Below are 23,069 nucleotides of genomic sequence, written 5' to 3' on the forward strand. Positions count from 1 at the left end.
AGAAAATGAACGATATAGCAGTAAAATGTAAAAATATTTGGCCCGGGCTAGGAATTGCAACCATTACCGGTATGGCGGCGCTCTTTTTGAGTGAGCATTACAATGCCCCTGCTATGTTGTTCGCATTACTTTTGGGTATGGCCGTATCGTTTTTGTATCAGAACGATACGCCCTGTGCGTGTGGTATCGATTTCACGGCAAGTACTCTTCTTCGCGCTGGAGTTGTTCTGCTTGGTCTACGCATTGCGCTAGGTGACTTAGCGGTACTTGGGTGGCAGACCGCTCTTATGCTGGCCGCTGCCATACTCACAACAATTATTGTCGGAGTGGGTCTCGCCAAATTACTCGGGTTACAAAAGCGTTTTGGTGCATTAACGGGAGGCTCAGTAGCCATTTGTGGTGCGTCTGCGGCTCTCGCCATTTCCACCATTCTTCCCAAGGGAGAAAACCACGAAAGAGACACGTTGCTGACGGTTATTGGCGTAACCGCTATGTCGACCATCGCCATGGTGCTCTACCCAATTGTGGCGGCGCAGTTGGGCATGAATGATACGGAAGCTGGCATTTTCTTAGGCGGCACTATTCACGATGTGGCGCAAGTTGTGGGGGCAGGTTACTCGGTGTCTGACAGTGCAGGCGACATGGCGACACTGACCAAGCTGGTACGAGTAGCCATGCTAATGCCAGTAGTACTCATTATGATGATTGCCATTAAACACTTTTACAAAGCCAAAAGTCAGGCTGACGGGGCGCAAGTGCCTAAAATGCCGATGTTTCTAGTTGGCTTTATTGTACTTATGTTACTCAACAGCTTTGTAACCCTACCCGAAGTAGTTATTGAAACGGGGACCCAGATATCACGCTTCTTCTTAGTCGTTTCAATTACGGCAATCGGTATGAAGTCTAACCTTGGTAAGTTAGCCGAAGTCGGTATGCTGCCAATTGTGATGATTGTGGCAGAAACGCTGTGGATTGCACTGCTTATATTGGGCTATTTGTTCGCAATATAGTGGGATTTTTTGCGCGATTTATCACAATTATTCTTAATGCACTCTTAATACACAAAGCACTCAATGACGAGGTGGTAGCAGTGAAAAAACATGGCCTTCACGAACTGTACGCTAAGGACCCTGTAAAGGCCGACGAGCAGGTTTTTCAGCGAACTAGCAACGCGCTGACTCGGCGTGGTTTTATCAAAGGTCTGAAGTCTCTGTCTTTGCTACTTGGTGCTGAAGTCGTTTACGGTCAGTTCATGCCAGCAGGACTTATTCCCGCTGCATTTGCTCAGTCGAATACACCTTTTTCTATCAAGGGAAAAGACGGGCTAACAATACTTAACGACCGGCCAATTAACGCTGAAACGCCAGCGCACCTACTTGATGATGCGGTTACGCCTGCCTCTCGATTTTTCGTAAGAAATAATGGTATTCCCCCGCAAAAGCCAGACGCGAGTACGTGGACGCTTACTATTGAAGGGGAGTCGGCCGAGCAGTCAAAAACCTTCACGTTGGAAGAGCTCAAAACCCAATTCAAACATTACACCTACCAACTAACGCTGGAATGCGGCGGTAATGGACGTGCCGAGTTCTCGCCAGCAGCGACGGGGAACCAATGGGCTACCGGAGCTGTGGGATGCCCTAAATGGACAGGTGTAAGGCTTAAAGATGTACTCACGTCAGTGGGCGTAAAAGATAACGCTGTTTACATTGGCTATTATGGTGATGACCAGCATTTAAGCCGTACACCGGGCAAAGCGGCTATTTCTCGCGGGGTGCCGATAAACAAAGCGATGGAAGACGAGTCGTTGATTGCATGGGCAATGAATGATGAACCTCTGCCTTTAATGAATGGCTATCCGCTCCGACTGGTATTTGGTGGTTGGCCAGCGTCTACGTCTGGTAAGTGGCTTAAGAAGATAGTGGTCAGAGACCGCGTGCATGACGGTGCAAAAATGCTGGGCAAAGCGTACCGACTCCCTTGTAAACCCGTTGCTCCGGGGGCGAAAGTAGCCGATGAAGATATGTGTATCATTGAAGCTATGCCTATTAAGTCACTCATTACTTTTCCACAATCGGGCACTGATCATCCTTTGGCCAAGAAACTAAGCGTGCGCGGTCATGCATGGAGTGGTGAGGGTAAAGTGGCTGAAGTGTACACATCTATTGATTTCGGACAAACGTGGCAAATAGCAGAGCTCACGCTACCCGTAAATAGACATGCATGGCAGCAGTTCACTACAAAAATAGCCTTTCCTCAACAAGGTTATTTCGAAATATGGGCCAAAGCCGTAGATGAAAATGGAAAAGCACAACCTATGGTATTGCCGGGCTGGAATCCAAAAGGCTACTTAAACAATGCCTGCCATCGCATTGCTGTGCGGGTTGTGTAAAACACATGGTACCGAGTAACGTGTTTGAGATATGGCGCGCTCGCATGCGCCGTCTATTCGTTTTTGTTTCTATTATGGCAGGGTTAGTTAGCACACCACTGGTTGCGGCCATCAATGAAAGTAGCGATAAAAATAGCGGCTCAAGTATGCATTCCGCTGACGCCACGACTGTGTCTGTTGACCCCCAGTCAGGTCTTACTGTAGCGCCCGGCTATAATCTAGTGGTTGCACACTGTAGCGCATGCCATTCGCCTTCACTAATTACACAGAACGCAATGAGCAGAGAGAGATGGCTTGAAACTATTCGATGGATGCAAGACACGCAAAAGCTATGGCCATTAGGTGATGCAGAGCCCGCTATCCTAGACTATTTGACGTTGTGGTATGGTCCTAAAAAAGGCGCCCGTCGCCCGCCCCTAGAGCCGCATCTACTGCCACAAAAATAAAGCTCGTTTCAACCGAGCGTTTTATTTCATCAGTTTTTCAGTTTTCCGCCGATACTCATAGCATAACGCTACTTCAGACTAATAGTTAAATGGTCTGGATATCTGTTAATCTGAACAAAATAACTCTATAAAAAACATATCGGTAACCACACATGTTTGTATCTCGCAGTAAATACGAAGAAAAAGAAGCGCAAGTACGTAAATTAGAAGCAAGAGTGCAAGAAGCCTTAGACAAAATTGACGTTTTAGAGGCAGAAAATAGTGAACTCATTAATGCCATTGAGGCTGCGAACGGCCAGCATGCATCGTCGAACGATTCCGTTGTAATGAAGTGCATCGTTGATGCAATGCGTCAATTAGAAGGTATTCGTGAAACGGTGTTGGCTACTTATCAACGTATCGATGCTGAGAACCAGTCTGTTGCTAATATTAATGAGTTGTTTAGTGATTCTGCGACTACATTAAGCAAAATTGTTACCGACATGAGCGGGCTTAATGTCCAAATGGGCAGCATGAGCGAACGTATATCGGGGCTATCAACAACAGCAGATAACATTAATAAATTTGTTACTACTATTACGAGTATTTCTGACCAAACTAACTTACTTGCGCTAAACGCTGCAATCGAAGCTGCGCGAGCAGGCGATGCAGGCCGCGGGTTTAGTGTTGTTGCTGATGAAGTACGTGCATTGGCGACAGAAACCAACAAATCAGCAACAGAAGTATCTGAGTTGGTGAACGGTATAATTCAGTCTACTTCCAAAGCGGTTTCAGGTGTCAATGAACTGCGCGGAAACAACGAGCAGCTAGAGACCGGCATTAATCAGCTAAATGGCAGCTACGAAGTTATGGTGCAACACTGTGACAGTATGAAGTCCACCATTAGCGAAGGCGCAATTGCTACGTTCATTCAAACAGTAAAATTGGATCATGTAGTGTGGAAGGCCGAGGTTTATGCAGTGCTGTGCGGCTACAGCAATAAATCTGTGGCGGACTTTGGCGATCATAAGAACTGCCGCCTTGGGCAGTGGTATAGTGACAATGCTAACAAAGCGATTGGCCAGACAACGGCATTCAGAGAGATTGAAGCGCCGCATGCAAAAGTGCATAGTAGCGGTATCGCTGCCGTTCTAGCTAAACAAAATGGCAACAATGCTGAGGCAGATGCTAAGCTTATGGAAATGGAACAAGCCAGTGAGAGAGTACTAACACTACTTGATAGGCTAGTTAATTAGCGCCCGTAGAGCCTTGCGGTTCAACTGGCCCTATTGAAAAGCGTGGCGCCCGAATTCATAGCGGCGCCCTAAACGGAGGGCTTTTTGGTGAGTGAAACATCGTATTCCACCGAACAAGAGCGCATTCTAGCGCTGGAAGCCCGCGTTAACTCTTTAGAACGACAGCTTAAACGTCAAAAAATAGCGCGTAAAAACGCAGAGTCTTTTCTTGAAACCTACTCACAAGATGCTTACTTAGCGAATCAAGCGCTAAGAAAAGCCTTAAAAGATTCAAAACAGCGGGAAAGGGAGTTGTTGTACCTTAACCGTGCTGCATCACAGCTTTCAAATGCTCAGCCGGGTAAGAGTTTTATATTTTCTGCGCTGGAATCGGCGGTCGAATTTAGCGGTGCTCATTGTGGAAAAGCATTTATTGTAGAAGGTGAAGCGCTAACGGTGGGGGATGATAGCCAGGTGCTATCTCACGAAAATGGATGGTATAGCTCTCCCGAGCTCGCCAAACTTCTCAAAGACGAAACCCCTCTGACATTGCGTGAGAGCTATTCCCACTGGTGCGTTAATGCAGTGGAGCGACCAGATACAAAAGAAGAAGCAAGGCTACTTCACTTTATGCATGAAATGGCAGACGGCGAATTCGCTTGGCTCGTGTTGCTTACCAAAGACGATCACTTAGAAGAAGAAACGCTACACGTTCTTGATACCACCAAACATTATCTAAACATTACGTCTCGTTACCAGAACAAAAAAACTGAGCTCACCAGTCGGCAAATAGAATTGAGTTCGGTTAAAAAAGACAGAGACTTTCTAGAAGAAAGGCTGGTTAGTGCAGACAAGATGGCGATGTTGGGACAACTTGCTGCGGGTATAGCACACGAAATCAATAACCCTATCGGTTATGTTCGAAGCAATACGGTGGTTGCAAAAGAAATTTTTAGCGATTATCAACACGCGTTAGAAGAAATAGGCAAGCTTTGTCGCACTGCTGGTGGAGAGGTAGAGTCGCAGTTCGAGGCGCTGGAAAAACGCTTTTCGCTACAAGAAAGTGCGAGCGAAATTACAGAGATGTTCAATGAATCTCACGAGGGCATTGAACGTATTATTGAAATTGTAAAAGCGCTGCGAAGTTTTTCGTATCCTGGTTCAGGAAAGCATACACAAATTAGTGCCATTGACGCCATGAACACGGTGATCAAGCTCACGAATAACCTGCACAGGTACAAAAACAAACTTAATGTAGAAGTACCCGATAAGGATGTCTATTTCCTTGGTAATGCAGGACAGATTCAGCAGGTGTTGGTTAACTTTGTGACCAATGCTATTTATGCAACCCCAGAAGGGAAGTCCATAACACTAAAAGTGCAGCAAGATGACAAAAGCGCCATGCTTATCGTAGAAGACGAGGGTATTGGTATGTCGAAAGAAACGCTGGATAGAATATTCACGCCCTTTTTTACAACTAAACCACCCGGCGAGGGAACAGGGTTGGGAATGTCTATTTCCATGACTATTGTTGAAGAGCACAACGGAAAGATAAATATCACTAGCGAAGAAGGAAAAGGTACGCGCGTTACCGTTTTGTTACCTCTAGCCTAAAGTATAAATTGCTTTCCTAAATAGCTGATAGAATATAGAATTTCTCTAATTTTTTCTTCCTGCTAGACAGAATTTGTTTATGTTCTAGTCTTAGGAGGTAAGCAACATTTCCTACGATTAACGGATGATTGCTTTGCTACATGGAGAAAGCACCCAATGAGAAATAATCAGCCAGTTACCCAAAAAGAGTACAAGTTTCCCGCACATCATCGTCTTATTTCATCTACCGATAAGCGCGGTGTAATCCAGCATTGTAACAGCGCATTTGTAGAAGCAAGTGGCTTCAGTCGCGAAGAGCTCATTGGCAAAAATCACAACATTATCCGTCATCCAGATATGCCTGCTCCTGTCTTCAAAGAAATGTGGCGTACTTTGGAATCAGGGCAAAGCTGGATTGGGTTAGTCAAAAACAGAAGAAAAAATGGCGATCACTATTGGGTTTCGGCGTTTGTGACTCCCGTTTATGAAGGTAAGTCAGTAGTAGGCTACGAATCTGTTCGAGTGCCGGCGTTAAATGACGAAATAGCACGCGCATCTAGCGTTTACGCCAGAATGCAGGAAGGAAAATCTGCGGTATCGCCGATGTCGCGACTGGGGCAAGGCCTCATGCACATGGCGCCAACAATACTGTTAAGCGCCCTACTTGTTTTAGTACTCGCGTTTACCCATGGTTGGGCAGCGGCAGGCATTGCGCTGCTTGGCGCTGTAGTTTTAATGATTGCTCAAGAAACCAAGACAAGAAAAGACTGGGGCACGCTGCTTTCTCTTAGCCCAGAAAGCTACGCTAATGAAACTGTGGCACAAACCTACTTCCCAGACCCCCCTCACATAAGCCAAGCCAAACTTGCACTGGGGTGTGAACTTGCCAGAAATCGCACGGCATTAACCCGAATTAAAGATGCGTCAGCGGGGCTCGAATCAATTGCTAGCACTACGCATCAACAAGCAGAAAGCACCAGTGCCGCGGTTGTTCAGCAAAATCAAGCTACACAGCAAATTGCGTCTGCGGTAACGCAAATGAGTCAAGCGATTCAAGAAGTTGCCGAACGAGTAGAAAGTAACGCAAAGAGCGCAAGGACAGCGGCATCTAATGTAGAGACAGGCAACCAAAAAGCAGAACAAGCCATGCAGGCGATTGTCGCCTTACGCGAGGCGGTTGAGTCTATCTCTACCACAGTGACAGAGTTGGCTCAGTCAACCAGCGATATTGGCGAAGCGGCCAATATCATCTCGACCATCGCTGAGCAAACTAACCTGTTAGCGCTTAATGCTGCGATCGAAGCTGCAAGGGCTGGCGAACAAGGAAGAGGTTTTGCGGTTGTTGCCGATGAGGTTCGTACTTTAGCTTCGAAAACTCGCGAATCGACCGATAAAATCCACAACATCATTAATGAATTGGCTGAGCGTTCTGATCGAGCTGTAAGGGTATCGACGGAAGGGCTAGCTTCAGCTGAGCACGGCAGCGCTATAGTAGAAGAAACCCGAGGTGCATTGTTTGAAATTAACAATGCAGTGAAAGGTATCGCTGATGCCACGGTAGAGATGTCTTCAGCGGTAGAAGAACAAAGCACGGTGGCAGAGCATATTAACCAGCAGTTAGTAGAAGTCGCTGACGGCGCGTCTGAAACCCAGCGTTCATCTGAAGCATCGCTTGCAGCAAGCCACGATTTGCGCGCAACGGTTAATCAGGTTCACGAGCTAATATTGCGTTTCAGTACAGATAAGCGAGTGGGAGAGTAATACTCTCTCCAGCTCGCTTAAGCTCGCTCCATTAAAAGACCTATTGCCTATTGGCGCACAGATGTGGGGCTAAATAAAAGCCTATAAAACCGGAAACAACGCTGTAGGCATGGGTATTTATGAGTTCGCGTTTAGTCCCGCGTGTAGGCCGCGTCTGTAGGCCGCCACAGCGGGGAATAGCGAAACCAAGTATGTGCACCCCAGTATCAGTAAAATGATAATGACACTGCTTTGTCCAAACAGCGGGCTGCTTAAAAACAATCCATAGGTACTGCTTAACCAAGGTTTTAGTGCGCTCATAAGCCCAGCTACCAAGCCTAAACTCAGTGCGGCACTCAAAATCGTAAGCAGCATCGCTTCAATCTGTATGAGTAGCAGTAAGGTAAACGGTCCTGCGCCTATAGTTCGTAAAACGGCGATTTCTTGATAACGCTCTCTCATCGTTGCCAGCAGCATAGTCGCAAGCCCAATTAGCGCGCAGATGACGATAAGACCGGAAAGGCCAAGCAATAGCGATTCAACATTTCCCATAATTTGCCAAAGTTCTGCGAGTGCCATGCCCGGTAGAATAGCCATTAGCGGCTCTTTTTTACTTTGATTAATTTGATACTGAAGCTGCAGTGCAGTTACCCGATGTTTAAGCCCCAGCATCACCACGGATACTGACTCAGGCGTAAACGCTTCGCTATTGTAAACTGCATGTTCTTTTGTATGCTCGTCATGCTCATGCTCATGCTCATGCTCATGCTCATGCTCATGCTCGTTCGCCTTGTCAGCAGATTTACGGCCTAACATTGAGGTGGGGGAATGTTTAGGTCCTGTGTGGGCTTCTTCAAGTCCCTGTAGGGTAACGTATACGGCTTTATCTACGGGCGTACCGGTTTTCTTAACTATGCCTGAGATAGTGAAAGGGTGATCATCATGGTTGTTGAACGATACGCTACCCAGACCATGGGAAATAATAATCTTATCTCCTACCTTGTACCCCAATGATTTGGCGATGTCTGCGCCAATAACGGTAGACAGTGGCTGCGTAAATGTCGAGCCTGCTGCCATTTCAAGTGATTGCATATCACCGTATTTAAAGTGGTCGAAAAAGCTGTTGGTCGTACCTACTACTCTAAAACCTCTGTGGGTATCACCCAAAGATAGTGGGATAAGCCACGATACCTGCTTGTTAGATTGAAGCGCCGCAATACTTATATATTCAATACCTTTGGTGGGAGTGCCTATATTAAACACTGACGACAGGAGTAAATTAAGCTGTCCACTTGGTGCGCCAACGATAAGATCAACACCAGAAACGGTGCGCGTAAAACTGGTTTTAACTTGGGTGCGAATAATGTCCACGCACAAAAGTAAACTAATGCTGATGGTAATGCTTAAAAGTGTGAGGATTGCCGTTGTTTTCCTGCGCTTTAAGCTTTCAATAGCAATGGTACTTAGCATTACGCACGCTCCTGTGCTTTTGGGGCCTCATCGCCTCGCGTTTTTATGTGGTTTGTACTTGGGCTTAATTCACTCATGCTGAAGTGGCGGTCAAAATAACTCTCCATGGCTTTATCGTGACTAACAAAAATCATGGTGCTTTCACCTGCAACGTCTTTTAACAGCGACATAAAACTATCTCTGGCATCGGTATCTAGGGCAGAGGTAGGTTCATCGACAATTAATAATTGTGGGTCGTTAATCAGTGCTCTGGCAATGGCAACGCGCTGCTGCTGACCAATACTCAATGCGTCAGCTTTCGCATGCAGCACGTGAGAAGGCAACTGTAGCTTGTCCAGTAAATGACGAAGCTTTGCGTCTGATGCTGTCTTGCTGACGTTTGTACTTGCAAAATACACCGCCGCATTAATGTTCTGTGCCACAGAAAGGTAGGGAATAAGATTAAATTGTTGAAAAACAACGCCGATATTGCGTGCTCTAAACTTGTCCCGCTGTCGGTTCGATAATGCGGAGAAAGGCTGCGCTAATAAGGCAATGTCGCCCTGAGTTGGAGCTAATGTTCCGCACAGCAAATTGAGCAATGTGCTCTTTCCGCTACCCGAAGGCCCTGAGAGAAAAACGTGCTCACCTTGCGAAACTTGCCACGCTTTAATGTCAATGATGGGGGGGCTTTCTTTGGTGTACGAAAACTGTAAATTGCTAACTTCAATCGCTGTGTTACGCCCTTCAGACACTGCGTTGCGCTGGGAGTGAGTGCTATTTTTTTATTGATGGTATTCACGCTAAGCCCGACCTGTATTTACGTCTTATGTTCACATTAGCAAAAGCGACACGTCTGTTCACCCAGTTAAAAACCAGAGAAAACACATTGCCGCGTTGAGGTAATGTTATCAAATAACATTTTTGCGTATAGCTATGCTATCAGATCTCATCAGCCTAAAGCGGCAATTGCTCTTATTAATTGCTCATCATAACGACGCAAAAGAGAGGCGCGCCTAAATTATCAGCCGTTAGCTTGTAGCTTTACCACTTCTGCGCTTTCATCTTCTAATACGCTTTCTGCGGTAGCGCCTTTGAAAATCTTACTGATTTTATCTTTGTTTTTAGACAGCATGATGGTGAGCTCTTCCACTACGCTATCGTCTAGCTTGATGCCCTTCGCATGAATGTAGTCAGCAAGGTTATCTGCTGCATCGAGCATTTTGTCATACTGATCGGCTTCTTTTTTGTCGGTAGTTACCAATTTTTCTACCCCTTTGTGCGTAACAACATACTGTGTGGTAATGGCCATGGTAGGTCCCCTGTTTATTAAAGACACAAAAACTGTACAGTATTTTACTGTATAAATAAACAGTATTTTGATTAAATGTCTGAGCGTAGTGTTTGGGGAAAGGGCAAATGATTGTTCTAAAGGTGATTAATGCTTGTGCAATTAGTAACTGCTGCGTATAATGCGCGCCCTTACAGCCATCCCAATTCGTTCCTTGTCTCCATACAGTCGGCTGTACTGTCGAGGCTACAACCGTAAGGAGCTATAATGCGTCATTACGAAATCGTATTTATGGTTCACCCTGATCAGAGTGAACAAGTACCTGGTATGATCGAGCGTTATACCACAATCCTAAAGCAAGACGGTGGTCAGATTCATCGTTTAGAAGATTGGGGCCGTCGTCAACTGGCTTACCCAATTGAAAAGCTGCACAAAGCCCACTACGTACTAATCAATGCTGAAGCGTCTGCAGAAGCTGTTGATGAATTGGAAAATGCTTTCCGTTTCAACGACGTGATCCTACGTAACATGGTTATGCGCACTAAGACTGCTGTGACTGAGCCTTCTCCAATGATGAAAGAAGAGCCTCGTCGTGAGCGTCGTGACGATTCTGCTCCTCGCCAAGATCGCGCGGAAAAGAAAACTGAAACCACTGAAGACAACGCTTAAGGAGATCACCCATGGCTCGTTTTTTCAGACGTCGTAAGTTCTGCCGTTTCACTGCAGAAGGTGTGACTGAGATTGATTACAAAGATATCGCTACTCTTAAGAACTACATCACTGAGAGCGGTAAAATTGTCCCTAGCCGTATTACTGGTACAAGCGCAAAATATCAGCGTCAGCTGTCTTCTGCGATCAAGCGCGCACGTTTCCTTGCGTTGCTTCCGTACACTGATTCACACAAGTAATTTGGCGAATATAAGGGTTAGCTAAGATGAATATCATCCTACTAGATAAAATCGCCAACCTTGGCGGCCTGGGCGACCAAGTGACTGTTAAGTCTGGTTACGCTCGTAACTTCCTTTTCCCACAGGGTAAAGCGGTTCCTGCAACTAAAGACAACGTTGAAAAGTTCGAAGCACGTCGTGCTGAACTTGAAGCGAAAATTGCTGAGCAACTAGCTGCTGCTAACGCACGCGCTGAAAAAGTTGCTGAGCTTGCTGAAGTTACAATCGCAGCTCCTGCTGGTGACGAAGGTAAACTATTTGGCTCTGTTGGTACTCGTGACATCGCTGATGCAATCACTGCAGCTGGCGTTGAAGTACAAAAAGCAGAAGTTAAACTACCTACTGGTACTCTTCGTGAGACTGGTGAGTATGACATCGACTTACAACTTCACTCTGACGTTATCACTTCAATCAAAGTGATCATCATTGCTGAAGCGTAATCGCTGACGTATTTGAAAAAAGCCGCTCCTAGAGCGGCTTTTTTTTGCTCTAAATTTTTGTTCGATACTTAAAGACCAATACCAATCCGCATAGATGATTGCCCACCCAGAAGGCGCTGGCAAGTTTCCTAACAAAGCGTGGGAATGCAGGAATGGCCGTTGCTTTTTAAATTCCCAGAGTGAAGCTTGCCAGACCTTCCCGAAGGGCGAGTTTAAAATATCCCTACCCTCACTCCACGTCGCGACGCCTAATTAACGGTGGGTGTAAGCAAATATGTCCAGCGCCGACAAATGGTGTATTTTTGAGGTCCACTCATCTGCGATAAATAACGTTTTTTAAACGGTATTTAAACAAAATGTTAATAATCGCTGAAATTCTTAGTGTCATGGCTTTAAACTTTTTCTGTCATTCCTGCGACCTATAGTAAACCAAACAATAAAAAGCATAAGTGCCATATTATGGACATCACTAAGCAAGCAATAAAAAACGCGACTGGGGTAGGTATAGGAATAATACTGCTGGTATTTTTAGGGCTATATAGCCTGTTTAATTTACCTGTACAGCTGTTTCCTGACATTGAAAGACCGAATATTAATATCCAGACCTCGTGGCGCGCTGCGTCGCCCCAAGAAATTGAGTCGGAGATCATTGAACCTCAAGAGGAAGTGCTGCAAGGGATCCCTGGCCTTGAGTCGATGAATGCATGGGCAAACCAAGGTAATGCGTGGATTAATCTAGAGTTTGGTTTAGATACGGACATGCAGAAAACGCTCATTGAAGTGATTAGCCGCATGAATCGCGTACCGCCACTACCTCGCGATGCCTTGTCCCCTAATATAATGCTTGCTGGAAGTGGGGGAGACGCCCCCGCTTTGACCTACTTTTTTCTTCAGCGCCTTCCGGGCAATCCAAATGAAATTAATACCTATGTAACCTTTTTTACCGATGTCATTAAACCTCAGCTTGAGGCTATTCCAGGCGTGGCCAGAGCACGTATGGAAAGCGGGGTTGGCGGCGTTGAGGAGTTTCAAATTGTTTTCGACCCGTTTAAAGCGGCGCAGTTAGGCATTGACCTAACGGCAGTTGCCAACGAGTTGGGTCGTGCGAATGATATTTCAGGCGGCTTTGTCGATGTGGGCAGAAGACGCTATACCCTGCGTTTTGAAGGTCGCTACGAGCCTACGCAAATGGGTGAAATGATCCTTGAATGGCGAGACGGCAGCCCTATCACGCTAAATGACATTGCCGAAATTAAAGTCACCCGCGCTGACGGTGCAAACTACAGTGTGCAAAACGGCAATCCGGCTATATCTATTCGCGTAGACAGACAAAACAACGCCAATGTTTTAGCTACCTTAGAAGCCGTAAAAGCAAAAGTTGCACAAATAAACGAACAGGACTTGGCCCCTGAACAGTTAGTAATGGCGCAAAGCTTCGATGCCTCAGTGTTTATCTATAGAGCGGTGCAGCTAGTTACCAGCAATTTATTTATAGGCGTGCTGCTTGCCATTGCCGTGCTTTGGCTCTTTATGCGCCAGCTGCGGGCAACGCTCATTGTGGCATTGGCCATTCCTATCTCACTACTTAGCACTTTTGTGGTGCTTCAACTTACCGGTCGCTCGCTCAATATCATTTCACTGGCAGGACTCGCCTTTGCGGTAGGTATGGTGCTAGATGCCGCTATTGTCGTGCTGGAAAACATTGTAAGAACGCGCAAGAGCGCCGAAGCCGAAATCGAAAATAAAGACCCAAATTCACAAACGCACATGGACGATTGTGCCCATCGGGGAACGAAAGAAGTGTTTGGTGCCCTCATGGCGTCAACAGCCACCACCGTTGCTATTTTTATTCCCGTCATGTTTTTGGAAGATGTTGAAGGGCAATTGTTTGCTGACCTCGCTCTTACCATTGCCATTGCAGTGTGTATGTCGCTAGTGGTTGCGGTAACGGTATTGCCTGTTGTTGCCGCTCGATACCTTAATGGCAATATGCCAGCTGATAGCTTACAGCGGGTATGGGCAAAAATAACCCGCGCTATTATGTCGCTATCAAGTACGCCGCTTCGCCGCCTCGTATTAGTCATAACACTCATGGGCGTGCCTATTACAGGTAGTGTTCTGCTTATGCCTTCCATGGACTATTTGCCACCCGTAAAACGCGATGCCGTTGACGCCTTCTTAAGTTTGCCTGCGGGTGCCAGTGAAAACTTTATTAGCGAAGAAGTGATGCCAATTATTGTTGAGCGATTGCAGCCTTATATGGACGGAGAAAAGCAGCCAGCGCTGAAGAACTACTACATTATTACGTGGCCAAATGGCGGAAATTTGGGTGTGCGCGCTAAAGATCAATCTAAGGTCAAAGAGTTAGAAGCCATTGTTCGCGATGAAATTTTAAAGGATTTGCCGGATACACAGACCTTTTCACAACAGGGCAATTTGTTCGGCGGCTTTGGAAACGGTCGCTCAATCGACATTCATCTTCAAGGTACCGACCAAGCCATGCTCGGCATCGCTGCGCAAGCAGGTTTAGACAAATTGAGAGAAGTTTTCCCTAACGCTAATGCGCGTTCGAATCCTCCACTAGAGCAAGCTGAACCAGAGCTTCGCTTTTACCCCAATGATAGCCGAATGATGGAAGTCGGGTTAAATCGCGGCAGTATGGGGAACCTGGTACGTGCCATGGGTGATGGTATGTATGTGGGGGAGTACTTCGATGGCACCAAACGCATGAATATTATCTTTCGCTCAGCACCTTGGTTTACACCCGAAGACTTAAACAGCACGCCAGTCATGACGCCATCAGGCGAGGTGGTACAATTAGGCGAACTGGTAGGTATTGAAAGAGCCGTAGGACCAAGCCGTATTCAGCGCATTGATGGTCGAAGAACCCTTACGCTAAACGTAAATCCGCCAGAGGGGATGAGTTTAGAAGAAGCCATGAAAGTGATTACCTCTGAGGTTGAGCCCGCCATTATGGCCATGATGCCTACCGATGGCGCTATTAATTATGGTGGTAGCGCGGATAGCTTAAAAGGCGCTATTGCCTCGATGGCTGATAACTTTCTTTTTGCCATGGTGTTACTACTGCTGCTAATGGCGGGGTTGTTTAAATCGTTAAAAGACAGCGTGCTGGTAGTACTTTCTATTCCGCTAGCCACGGTGGGCGGGGTGATTGCTATTCGTATCATGAACATCTTTACCTTCCAGCCCATGGACCTGTTAACCATGATTGGCTTTATTATTTTGCTAGGGCTTGTAGTAAACAATGCCATTTTACTCGTGCATCAGACTCGCCTAGGAGAGCAAGAAGGGCTGACCCGTGATGACGCGGTAGAACAAGCCATCAAACTACGTTTACGGCCTATCTTTATGAGCACGCTGACTTCAATCTTTGGCATGCTGCCCCTGCTGTTACTACCAGGTGCAGGCAGCGTTATTTACCGAGGTCTTGCGGCTGTTATTGTGGGAGGAATGACGGTGAGTACCATATTCACCTTGCTATTACTGCCTACCTTGCTGCGTATGACGGCTTCAACGTCACCTGTAAATATACTCAAACCCCTGGCCGAGCGCATAGAGAGCACTGGCGCTTCGCCGACTACCTCATCCACCGTAAAACAAAATAAATACAACGATCATGTGTAAGGAAAAGACAACCATGAAAGCAATGACTTCTACTCTCGCCCTTAGTGTGTTTGCCTCTAGTTTTCTTGCTTTGCTTATAAGCAGTGTGTCGTTGAGCGCGCAAGCACAGGATAGCAATCAACCACCGCCAGTGCTGGTTCAAATAGATGAAGCCAGAGAGCAAGCGATTTCACAACTAACCTGGGTTCCTGGAACGGTACTAAGCGTTATCGATGCAAACCTTGCTTCTGAGGTAGACGGTCGCATCACTTGGATGGCAGATGTAGGTGATGTGGTGAAAGCGGGGGAGCCTTTAGTTAAAGTCGACGATACTCGCTTAAGCATTACCCGCAATCAAAATGCCTCAAATATTGCCAGATGGCAGTCGCAGGTTGAACTGTTTACCAAACGACTCGGGAGGTACAAAAACCTTCAGGCCAGTCAAAACACGTCCAGAGGCGAGTTAGAGGAAGTGGAAGCAGACTTAGAGAATGCTAAGCAGGAGTTAGCGCAAGCCAAATTGGATTTAGAATTCACCGAATATCAGATAGCACAAAGCAGTATTCGTGCTCCCTTTACGGCTTTGGTGGTTGAAAGGCAGCAGTCGCCGGGCGAATACACTGGGGTAGGGCAAACCCTGCTTCGCGTGGTAAACCCTGATAGCGTTGAAGTTCAAGTGCGCGCACCGCTCAACGTATTACCCTATATTGCTAACGGCATGAGCGTTAGCGTTCACAATAACGTGAACCAAGTAGAAGAATCTATTCGTGCCATTGTACCGGTAGGCAACAGTACATCGCGCATGATGGAGCTACGAATTGCCATCAACCCCGGTGACTTTCCTATAGGCAGTGCAGTGCGCGTGGCGCTGCCTAGCAGCGATACTCATGATGGTGTCACCATACCCCGCGATGCACTGGTACTAAGAAAGTCGGGCACCTTTATCTATCAGCTCAATGAAAATAATGAAGCGGAGCAAGTTAAGGTGACAACCGGGGTGGGGATGGGCGATAGAATTGAAGTGTTTGGCGATGTGAACCCGAAGCGCTCGGTTGTGGTGAGAGGAGCTGAACGTCTGCGTGCAGGCCAGAAAGTACGTTACAACAGTGAGCGTGAGTCTTTGACAGCGAAGAACTGAGAGAATTGTAACAAATGTAAAAGTGCTATCCATTTAGACTAAAGTTAATGAGAATGTTTCTTATTTGTAATTGTTGATTATCAAATGGAGACATCCTTGAAAAAGTTAGTTTTAGCCAGTGCAGTATGCACGCTATCCAGTCCGGTAGTATTTGCGCAATCCCTAGAAAACCAGAATGAAGAAACCAAGTCTATAGAGCGAGTTGCTGTGGTAGGCGCAGCAACTAACTTGAGCATTACTGCCGAGGATATTGAGCAGTTTCAGGCAAACGATTTAGCTGATGTTTTTAGAGAGTCTCCGTCGGTCAGCGTTGGCGGTTCAGTAGGTGTAGCGCAGAAAATCTTTATCCGTGGACTAGAAGATGCCTACCTGAATGTAACCGTAGATGGCGCGCAACAAACCTCAACCCTATTTCACCACATTGGCCGCGTAACGCTAGATCCCGATCTTTTGAAGCAAATCGATGTGCAGGCTGGTGCAGGTGAAGCAACCAGTGGCCCAGGTGCCATTGGTGGTTCAATCCGCTTTAAAACCAAAGATGCGCAAGATTTATTGAGAGGCGACGAACAATTTGGTGGTCGAGTAAAAGCGAGTTATTTCTCAAACGAAGGCACGCGATATAGCGGCAGCCTTTATGGAAAGCTAAGTGATTCATGGGGCTTGCTAGGTTATTACAGCACGGTTGACAGAGATAACTTTGAAGACGGCGACGGCAACGAAGTGCTGGGTACTGCTGCAGATCAAGATCTCATGTTCCTTAAAGCCAGTGGTTACATTGCGGATAATCAATACCTTTCAATAAGCGCAGAGCAGCGCGATGAAGAGGGTGAGTTTTCGGCAAGACCTAACTGGGTAGTACTAGAAGGTGCTCCACTTTATCCTAGTGAAGCAGAGCGTGATACCTACGTAGCGAACTACCGCTTTGACCACAGCGCATTGGTTTTCTTAGAGGCCACTGCATACCAAACTTCATCATCGTTCCGCGGCGGCCGTTTCGATTTCTTGTCTGATATCGATACCTATGGTTTCGATATTAGAAACACCACTGACATTTCAAATCACGTATTCACCTACGGTATCGACTATCGTAAAGATGAGGTAGAAAGTGGTCCTGGCGTAGGTCCTGTGCAGAACGCAGAAGAAGGCAGCGTAATGGGTATTTACGCGCAAGCTCATAGCAATATCACACCAGAGTTGTTGTTGAGCTACGGTGTTCGTTATGACGACTTTGATTTTCAGCAACAAATCTTGATTGATGACTATTACGGCACACCCGTTACCGATGAGCCATCTGGACTAGACGACAATGAACTTAGCTTTAACGTCGGTCTTGAATATCAGCTTACCGAAGCTTGGACCCTTGGTCTTGGTTACGCAGAAGCGGCGCGCGGTAAGCAAATTGGTGATGGTTTCACGCTTGACGAATACTTATATGATGGTGAGGACGTTCCCGTTGTAGCCAGTGACGTGGTGCCTGAAACTGTCACCAATATTGAAGCGTCAATCGAATACAGCGCGAATAACCTTAATGCGCGTCTTAGCGCCTATGAATCTACTATTGATGATGTGCTATTTAGCGGTTATCAAGGCAACTCGGTATTTAATAATATCGGTGACCTAGAATCATCTGGCGTAGAGTTTAACCTTGCGTATCGCTGGGACTCTGTTGACGTGTACTTTGGGTTTTCAAGCGTAGATGTTGAATTGATGCCTCGCGAAGGTCTGTACAGCGTACCTTATAACAGCATCGATATTAACGGATACGAGTTTGTTGGCTTAGGCAATAGTCGCGGTGATACGTGGGTACTTGGTGCAGATTACACCGTTACTGCAGACATTAGCGTCGGCTTTAACATCACTATGGTTGACGACATCAACATAGATACACTACATCAGGCCTTGGAAAACGGTTGGACCGACTCGCTTTATTCACTTAACAAAGCAGACTATACCCTAGTGGATATTTATGGCGAGTGGGAAGTCACAAACGACCTTCGCTTAAATCTGGCGGTAACGAACTTGTTTGATGAAGCGTATATCGACCATTCAAGTGTGGGTGACTACAGCGAAGTATTCCCAAGCGTTATTGGTCCGCAAGAAGCTGGACGAGATATTCGTTTGTCTGTGACTTACGATTTCTAAGCAACGCCTTTAAATGAACTTTTCCACGTTTAAAAGGTGGGTCTTTTGGGCCCACCTCTTTGCTGGCTTATTGACCAGCATTGTCGTTTTCATTATGGCTTTTACTGGTGTATTACTCACTTACGAGCGCCAGTTCAAAGAGCTAAGTGAAATGGCTTATGCACAAACGATTGATATCGAAAAGTCGGTAATCTCGACTGAGCGGGTTGTATCAATACTTCGTGAAAAGCATCCTAACGAAGCGCATATTTTTGTTCGATGGGTCAATAGCGAGGGAGCGGCAATTCCCGCATGGGCCGGCGAACACAGCTATCTTATTCACCCCTATACCGGAGATATATTAAGAGAAGGAGAAGGGGTCGTTGAAGAAGCATTTCATGTCATAACTGACCTGCATCGATACCTTTTAATGGAAGGGGATTACCAATTAATTGGCAAAACCATAACGGCTTATAGCAATCTTATTTTTATTTTTTGCTGTTATCGGGAGTCATCATATGGTTGCCCAAACACATATCGAAAAAATCCTTAAAGCAGCAAATGTGGTTACGGCAAAAGTACACTAATAAACAGCACCGTCGCCGACATTGGCATTTTGTTTTTGGTATGTGGTCACTGCCTTTTTTTAGTTGTGATTGGACTAACGGCTACCCTGTTTTATTTTGAGTGGGCAAACAAAGCATTGTATGGAATGTACGGTGAACAAGTCCCTACTCGCGAAAAGAAAGCTACGCCTGAGACGCTAGACGCCGACGTTGTCAGTTACGACACGCTATTTACCAAAGCTCAGCAACACGCCAATGAAAATGGCTATCAGGATTGGTATTCCATGTGGATGGAAATTGGCAAAAGTGAGGGTGTTGCACGGTTTTATATCGATAAAAGTATAGGGCACAGGCAAGAGTTAGCGTATTCACTGTATTTCGACACGGGAACCGGTGACATTATTAGGACACTGTACAAAACCGATTGGCCCAAAGGGAGTCAGGCTTGGGGTACTTCCCGCTTTTTGCATACGGGAGAATACTTTGGCTTTATAGGGCAGACCATCGCAGGGCTGGTAAGCTTGCTTTGCTGTATCTTAGTTTATACTGGCACACTACTTGGTGTGCAGAGACTTCTCAATTTGCGAAAGCAGCATTAAAAGACTTAGGCAGGGTAATGGTAACGACTAGCCCTGTTTGCTTTGTAGCACTAGCGTCTCTATGTAATGCGTTGCCTTTGATTAGTGCAGCGCGATTTATCGCCGAAATGTCGCCGCCCACAGCGGCAATTTGACGTTTCGCCAGTGCAAGCCCAAGACCAAAGCCAGAGCGCTTTGCGGCATGTACGTAGTTTTTGGCTGCCCGTGCCTTGTCTACCCTGAAAAAGGGTTCAAATATGGCGTCTAGCATTGATTCAGGGACGCCAGTGCCCTCGTCTGTAACCGTAATAACATAGTTATTGTTATCGCTGGTCAGCGTTAAACTCACTTTGCTTTGCTCAGGGGTATGACGCAAAGCATTACGAATAATATTTTCTAACGCCTGCCCCAAAGCAAGCTGGCTGCTCTTTTCAATATTCGCGCATTCAGGTGTGTCGACATGCAAGGTTCTATCAGGGTATTCAAACCGCGCATCTTCACAAATAACATTGATAAGTTCTACCAAGTCAAAGTCATCGCTGTTCAATTGTGGCGATTCTGTATTTAGCCATGCAAAGGTTAGGGTATCTTCAACAAGCTCCCTCATCGTGCTCGCTTCATAACGCAGGCGTGAAAGTGCTTGTTCACGATTAATGTCTTGCTCTACAAAGTCTATTGCCATATCAATGCGGGCAAGAGGCGTGCGAAGCTCGTGAGAGAGATCAGCAAGCAAACTTCTTTGATTATAAATGAGACTGCTGGTTCTTTGGGCCATCTTGTCGAACGTTTGGGCAAGCCCAGTAAGTTCGTCATTTCGCTTGGGCATTGCAGCCATTGCACGGGCTTCTAAATTCCCATTTGCGAAATCTTTTGTGGCATTTTCTAATTGCTTTAGTGGCGTCATTAGGTGTCGATACAGCATAAAACTCAACAGACTTAATATCACTAGAGGTAATGCAATTTGAAGCGTTAAGCGTGTGGCGAGCAATAACGAACCTGGGCGCATACGCTGTGGAAGTTAATTTAAAAAGTGCGTATTGTCATCGACGAAGGGGACTTCCATCACAGGGTTTTCAGAAAAGTATAAATGTATTTTCCATTCGGGGCTGCGGCCTATTTGAAATCGGTCAACAAACTCATCTAACATTTGGGTGTTAGCGAATGTGGTCATTTGGGAGTTAACTACGGCAAGCCATGTGTCCTCTTTTGTCTTCACTTCTTGCAAAAAAGCAGCTAACGCTTGTTCTCCATCCTCCAGGTAGATTTTCTTCGCTTCTTGACCATAGGAATAAAGGGTTTCTTGATGAGCTTTATCGATAAAACTCATGCTGGTCTCGGTATGATTGGTAAGCCACGCGATGGCCCAAAATAACAGAACAGTACCAACGGCAATAAATGCGCACAGTCGCCATAGCAGTTTATTTTTCACGAAAAGCGATATCCTTGGCCGTGGACAGTGGCAAGGCGTTCAGGGGGCATGCCAGTCTCAACGAGCTTTTTGCGTACTCTAGACAAATGCATATCTAAGCTTCGGTCGTACCTCGAAAAGGGTTTGTTAAGCACGCTGTGATAAAGAAATGCTTTGCTCAACGTTTCCCCTTTGTTATCTACTAACATCCAAAGAAGCTTAAATTGTATTGGCGTGAATTCGAGTAGTCTTGAGTGGTATTTGGTAACTTGCTGAATGCGATTTAAATAAAGCACATCAACAATGATTTCCGACTTTTGCGTGCCTGAGTCGTTTAGTGTTTTGCTGCGTCGCAACAGTGCGTCGATGCGAAGCATCATTTCAGTAAAATTGAAGGGCTTGGGTAAGTAGTCATCTGCGCCCTTACGGTAGCCTTCAATCCTTTCTTGCTCGGCACCTGACGCGGTGATCATCATCACCGGTGTTTGCTTTATTTGCCTTAATTGGTTTAACAGCGACAAGCCGTTTAAAGAGGGAAGGCGTATGTCGAGTAACACAAGGTCAAAGTTCTCCTCAAGCACAGCTTGTAATCCAGCATTACCGTCACTTTCGTGGCGAGTGTCAAATCCTCGAGACTGCAACAGCTGTGTGACTTGTTCACTTAACGTCGCGTCATCTTCAACAATGAGTATTCGGGTTTTACGCATAATGGCTTCAGGAAAGAATTTTAAACATACTATTAATAATAGTTATCATTTGCAACTAATCGGTTTGTGACGATAAATGGGGCCGCTAACGCGCGCTTTTATATTGTTACAAATTTACTGTGGTGCTGATGGTTTCTCGCTTTACAATAACGGTTAACAGCTATCTTAGTGCTTGCGCTAAACTGCGGTGCTCTTGATGTCTGCACAATTGAGTAAATAAAGCATAGACGCAGCAGTCAACTAAGCGCTTTGCCTCCTAGGTTGGAGCTACAAGGACACGATCTTAAAAATGGTAATGAGTTTAAAGAAGTTAACGACGTTGTCGGCGTCGTTAGTAGTAGCAGGAAGTGTCGTGACTGGTTGCGCCAGCTCTAACCATGTTACTCAGATAGAAGGTGAAAATGCTGTAATCAAGCACGCCAATGAGCCTGGGTATGAGGACAGATTCAGCAATATTTACGACAGTTTTAAAGCATACCCTGTCACGTGCACTAATGATTGCTACCCAGCGTCTGCCGATATTGAATGTGAAAGTGACATGCAAAATTGTCAGTTCGTTGGCAACAACCCGAAAGTGAACTTGCACACCGGCTTTAATGTCACCTGGTTAGGGCACGCAAGTTTTTTACTTAACACCGCAAGTGGTGAGCAAATACTTATTGACCCTGTGTTTGGGCAGTTTGATTGGCCCGTTAATTGGGCTTTTCGATTGGCGGAGGGGTTCAGCCGCAACGAACCCGCTGAGGTAGGTGAAGACAAACTCGCACAAACCGATGCTGTGGTTTATTCCCATATTCACTATGATCATTTCAATAAAGCCGATATTGCCGAATTAGGCACAAAGCCCGAATATCTTGTTCCGTTAGGTTTCGCAGAGCACTTCCCTAATAGAGGCTACACCATTAAAGAAATGGCGTGGTATACCAGCAAAAACGTAGGCAAAACCTCTATCCACTTCGTGCCGGCCCATCATTTCAGTAACCGAATTTGGGTGCCTTATTTGTACGAGGACGACAATGCGACACTGTGGGGGGGTTGGGTATTTGAGAGTGAAGGCAAAACATTGTTCTTTGCGGGGGATACGGGATATTCACCGCACTTCAAGGATATTAAAGCGCGCTTTGGTGAAATAGATGTTTGCCTGTTACCTATAGCGTCTTATTTCAGCGAAACCTCACCTAAATGGTATCGCAAGGTACATACTACGCCAGAAGATGCCATTGTTGCGGCCCAAGACCTAGGCTGTAAAGCCGTAGTGCCTTGGGGCTATGGAAATGCCAGCTGGATGATGGGTGACAAGACGTCACATTCTGCGCTATTTCGTCTTATGAAAATGAAGAAGCAGATAAACCCTGCAATGCCTTGGATTATTTTGAATGAAGGTGAGCAGGCGTCTTTTTAATTTAAGCTACGGATAA

The 23,069-nt window shown here is 46.1% G+C and carries 17 protein-coding genes and 2 pseudogenes; 14 read left to right on the forward strand and 5 right to left on the reverse strand.

Annotated features, from left to right (window positions below):
* Nucleotides 1-5: 5 nt before the first annotated feature.
* From KUL49_RS07760 to KUL49_RS07785, 6 genes are all read left to right on the forward strand, one after another.
* On the forward strand, nucleotides 6-1,010 hold the full coding sequence (locus tag KUL49_RS07760) for a YeiH family protein (RefSeq protein WP_014951129.1): 1,005 nt from the start codon (nucleotides 6-8) through the stop codon (nucleotides 1,008-1,010).
* Entirely contained in the window at nucleotides 1,010-2,389 is a 1,380-nt protein-coding gene (locus KUL49_RS07765; protein ID WP_131136970.1) for a sulfite oxidase, read from the forward strand. The genes KUL49_RS07760 and KUL49_RS07765 overlap by 1 nt, the downstream gene beginning before the upstream one ends.
* Nucleotides 2,390-2,433: 44 nt before the next feature.
* Nucleotides 2,434-2,835 (forward strand): hypothetical protein, encoded by a 402-nt coding sequence (locus KUL49_RS07770; protein WP_069945128.1) that lies wholly within the window; start codon nucleotides 2,434-2,436, stop codon nucleotides 2,833-2,835.
* A gap of 152 nt (nucleotides 2,836-2,987) precedes the next feature.
* Nucleotides 2,988-4,070: a methyl-accepting chemotaxis protein gene (locus tag KUL49_RS07775; protein ID WP_014951126.1), complete on the forward strand. Its 1,083-nt coding sequence runs from the start codon at nucleotides 2,988-2,990 to the stop codon at nucleotides 4,068-4,070.
* Between the two features lie 87 nt (nucleotides 4,071-4,157).
* On the forward strand, nucleotides 4,158-5,663 hold the full coding sequence (locus tag KUL49_RS07780; RefSeq protein ID WP_039229215.1) for a sensor histidine kinase: 1,506 nt from the start codon (nucleotides 4,158-4,160) through the stop codon (nucleotides 5,661-5,663).
* A gap of 156 nt (nucleotides 5,664-5,819) precedes the next feature.
* Complete coding sequence (locus tag KUL49_RS07785) at nucleotides 5,820-7,403, forward strand: PAS domain-containing methyl-accepting chemotaxis protein (RefSeq protein WP_131136941.1); 1,584 nt, start codon at nucleotides 5,820-5,822, stop codon at nucleotides 7,401-7,403.
* 117 nt (nucleotides 7,404-7,520) lie between these two features.
* On the opposite strand, the gene KUL49_RS07790 is transcribed toward KUL49_RS07785, so the two are convergent.
* The 3 genes from KUL49_RS07790 to KUL49_RS07800 form a co-directional block, all read right to left on the reverse strand.
* Nucleotides 7,521-8,852 carry an ABC transporter permease gene (locus KUL49_RS07790; protein WP_131136942.1) on the reverse strand — a complete coding sequence of 444 codons (1,332 nt, stop codon included), beginning with the start codon at nucleotides 8,850-8,852 and terminating at the stop codon, nucleotides 7,521-7,523.
* Complete coding sequence (locus KUL49_RS07795; RefSeq protein ID WP_131136943.1) at nucleotides 8,852-9,586, reverse strand: ABC transporter ATP-binding protein; 735 nt, start codon at nucleotides 9,584-9,586, stop codon at nucleotides 8,852-8,854. The genes KUL49_RS07790 and KUL49_RS07795 overlap by 1 nt, the downstream gene beginning before the upstream one ends.
* A 269-nt stretch (nucleotides 9,587-9,855) precedes the next feature.
* Nucleotides 9,856-10,143, reverse strand: coding sequence for a YebG family protein (locus KUL49_RS07800; RefSeq protein WP_014951121.1), 288 nt, complete (start codon nucleotides 10,141-10,143; stop codon nucleotides 9,856-9,858).
* 246 nt (nucleotides 10,144-10,389) lie between these two features.
* Between KUL49_RS07800 and rpsF the strand changes: the two genes are divergently transcribed.
* The 7 genes and pseudogenes from rpsF to KUL49_RS07835 all read left to right on the forward strand — a co-directional run bounded on the left by rpsF (nucleotide 10,390) and on the right by KUL49_RS07835 (nucleotide 19,557).
* Complete coding sequence (gene rpsF / locus KUL49_RS07805; RefSeq protein WP_014951120.1) at nucleotides 10,390-10,791, forward strand: 30S ribosomal protein S6; 402 nt, start codon at nucleotides 10,390-10,392, stop codon at nucleotides 10,789-10,791.
* A gap of 11 nt (nucleotides 10,792-10,802) precedes the next feature.
* Nucleotides 10,803-11,030, forward strand: coding sequence for a 30S ribosomal protein S18 (rpsR, locus tag KUL49_RS07810; RefSeq protein WP_012519954.1), 228 nt, complete (start codon nucleotides 10,803-10,805; stop codon nucleotides 11,028-11,030).
* Between the two features lie 26 nt (nucleotides 11,031-11,056).
* Nucleotides 11,057-11,509, forward strand: coding sequence for a 50S ribosomal protein L9 (gene rplI / locus KUL49_RS07815; protein ID WP_012519953.1), 453 nt, complete (start codon nucleotides 11,057-11,059; stop codon nucleotides 11,507-11,509).
* A 459-nt stretch (nucleotides 11,510-11,968) separates the two neighbouring features.
* Nucleotides 11,969-15,154, forward strand: a complete 3,186-nt coding sequence (locus tag KUL49_RS07820) for an efflux RND transporter permease subunit (RefSeq protein ID WP_131136944.1) — start codon at nucleotides 11,969-11,971, stop codon at nucleotides 15,152-15,154.
* 13 nt (nucleotides 15,155-15,167) lie between these two features.
* Nucleotides 15,168-16,271 carry an efflux RND transporter periplasmic adaptor subunit gene (locus KUL49_RS07825; RefSeq protein ID WP_131136945.1) on the forward strand — a complete coding sequence of 368 codons (1,104 nt, stop codon included), beginning with the start codon at nucleotides 15,168-15,170 and terminating at the stop codon, nucleotides 16,269-16,271.
* Nucleotides 16,272-16,367: 96 nt separating this feature from the next.
* Complete coding sequence (locus KUL49_RS07830) at nucleotides 16,368-18,413, forward strand: TonB-dependent receptor (RefSeq protein WP_110288848.1); 2,046 nt, start codon at nucleotides 16,368-16,370, stop codon at nucleotides 18,411-18,413.
* Between the two features lie 13 nt (nucleotides 18,414-18,426).
* A pseudogene (locus KUL49_RS07835) lies at nucleotides 18,427-19,557 on the forward strand (PepSY-associated TM helix domain-containing protein).
* Here the strand turns inward: KUL49_RS07835 and KUL49_RS07840 are convergent.
* Both KUL49_RS07840 and KUL49_RS07845 read right to left on the reverse strand, forming a co-directional pair.
* Nucleotides 19,535-20,965: pseudogene (locus tag KUL49_RS07840) on the reverse strand (histidine kinase sensor domain-containing protein). The pseudogenes KUL49_RS07835 and KUL49_RS07840 overlap by 23 nt on opposite strands.
* A complete protein-coding gene (locus tag KUL49_RS07845; RefSeq protein WP_131136946.1) occupies nucleotides 20,962-21,651 on the reverse strand; it encodes a response regulator transcription factor in 690 nt (229 codons plus the stop codon). Before KUL49_RS07845 ends, KUL49_RS07840 begins: the two are co-directional and overlap by 4 nt.
* Nucleotides 21,652-21,940: 289 nt before the next feature.
* Between KUL49_RS07845 and KUL49_RS07850 the strand changes: the two genes are divergently transcribed.
* The gene (locus KUL49_RS07850; protein WP_131136947.1) at nucleotides 21,941-23,053 is read left to right on the forward strand and encodes an MBL fold metallo-hydrolase; all 1,113 of its coding nucleotides are present in this window, start codon (nucleotides 21,941-21,943) and stop codon (nucleotides 23,051-23,053) included.
* Nucleotides 23,054-23,069: the final 16 nt, after the last annotated feature.

Source organism: Alteromonas sp. KUL17, assembly GCF_006538305.1.
Classification (GTDB): domain Bacteria; phylum Pseudomonadota; class Gammaproteobacteria; order Enterobacterales; family Alteromonadaceae; genus Alteromonas; species Alteromonas macleodii.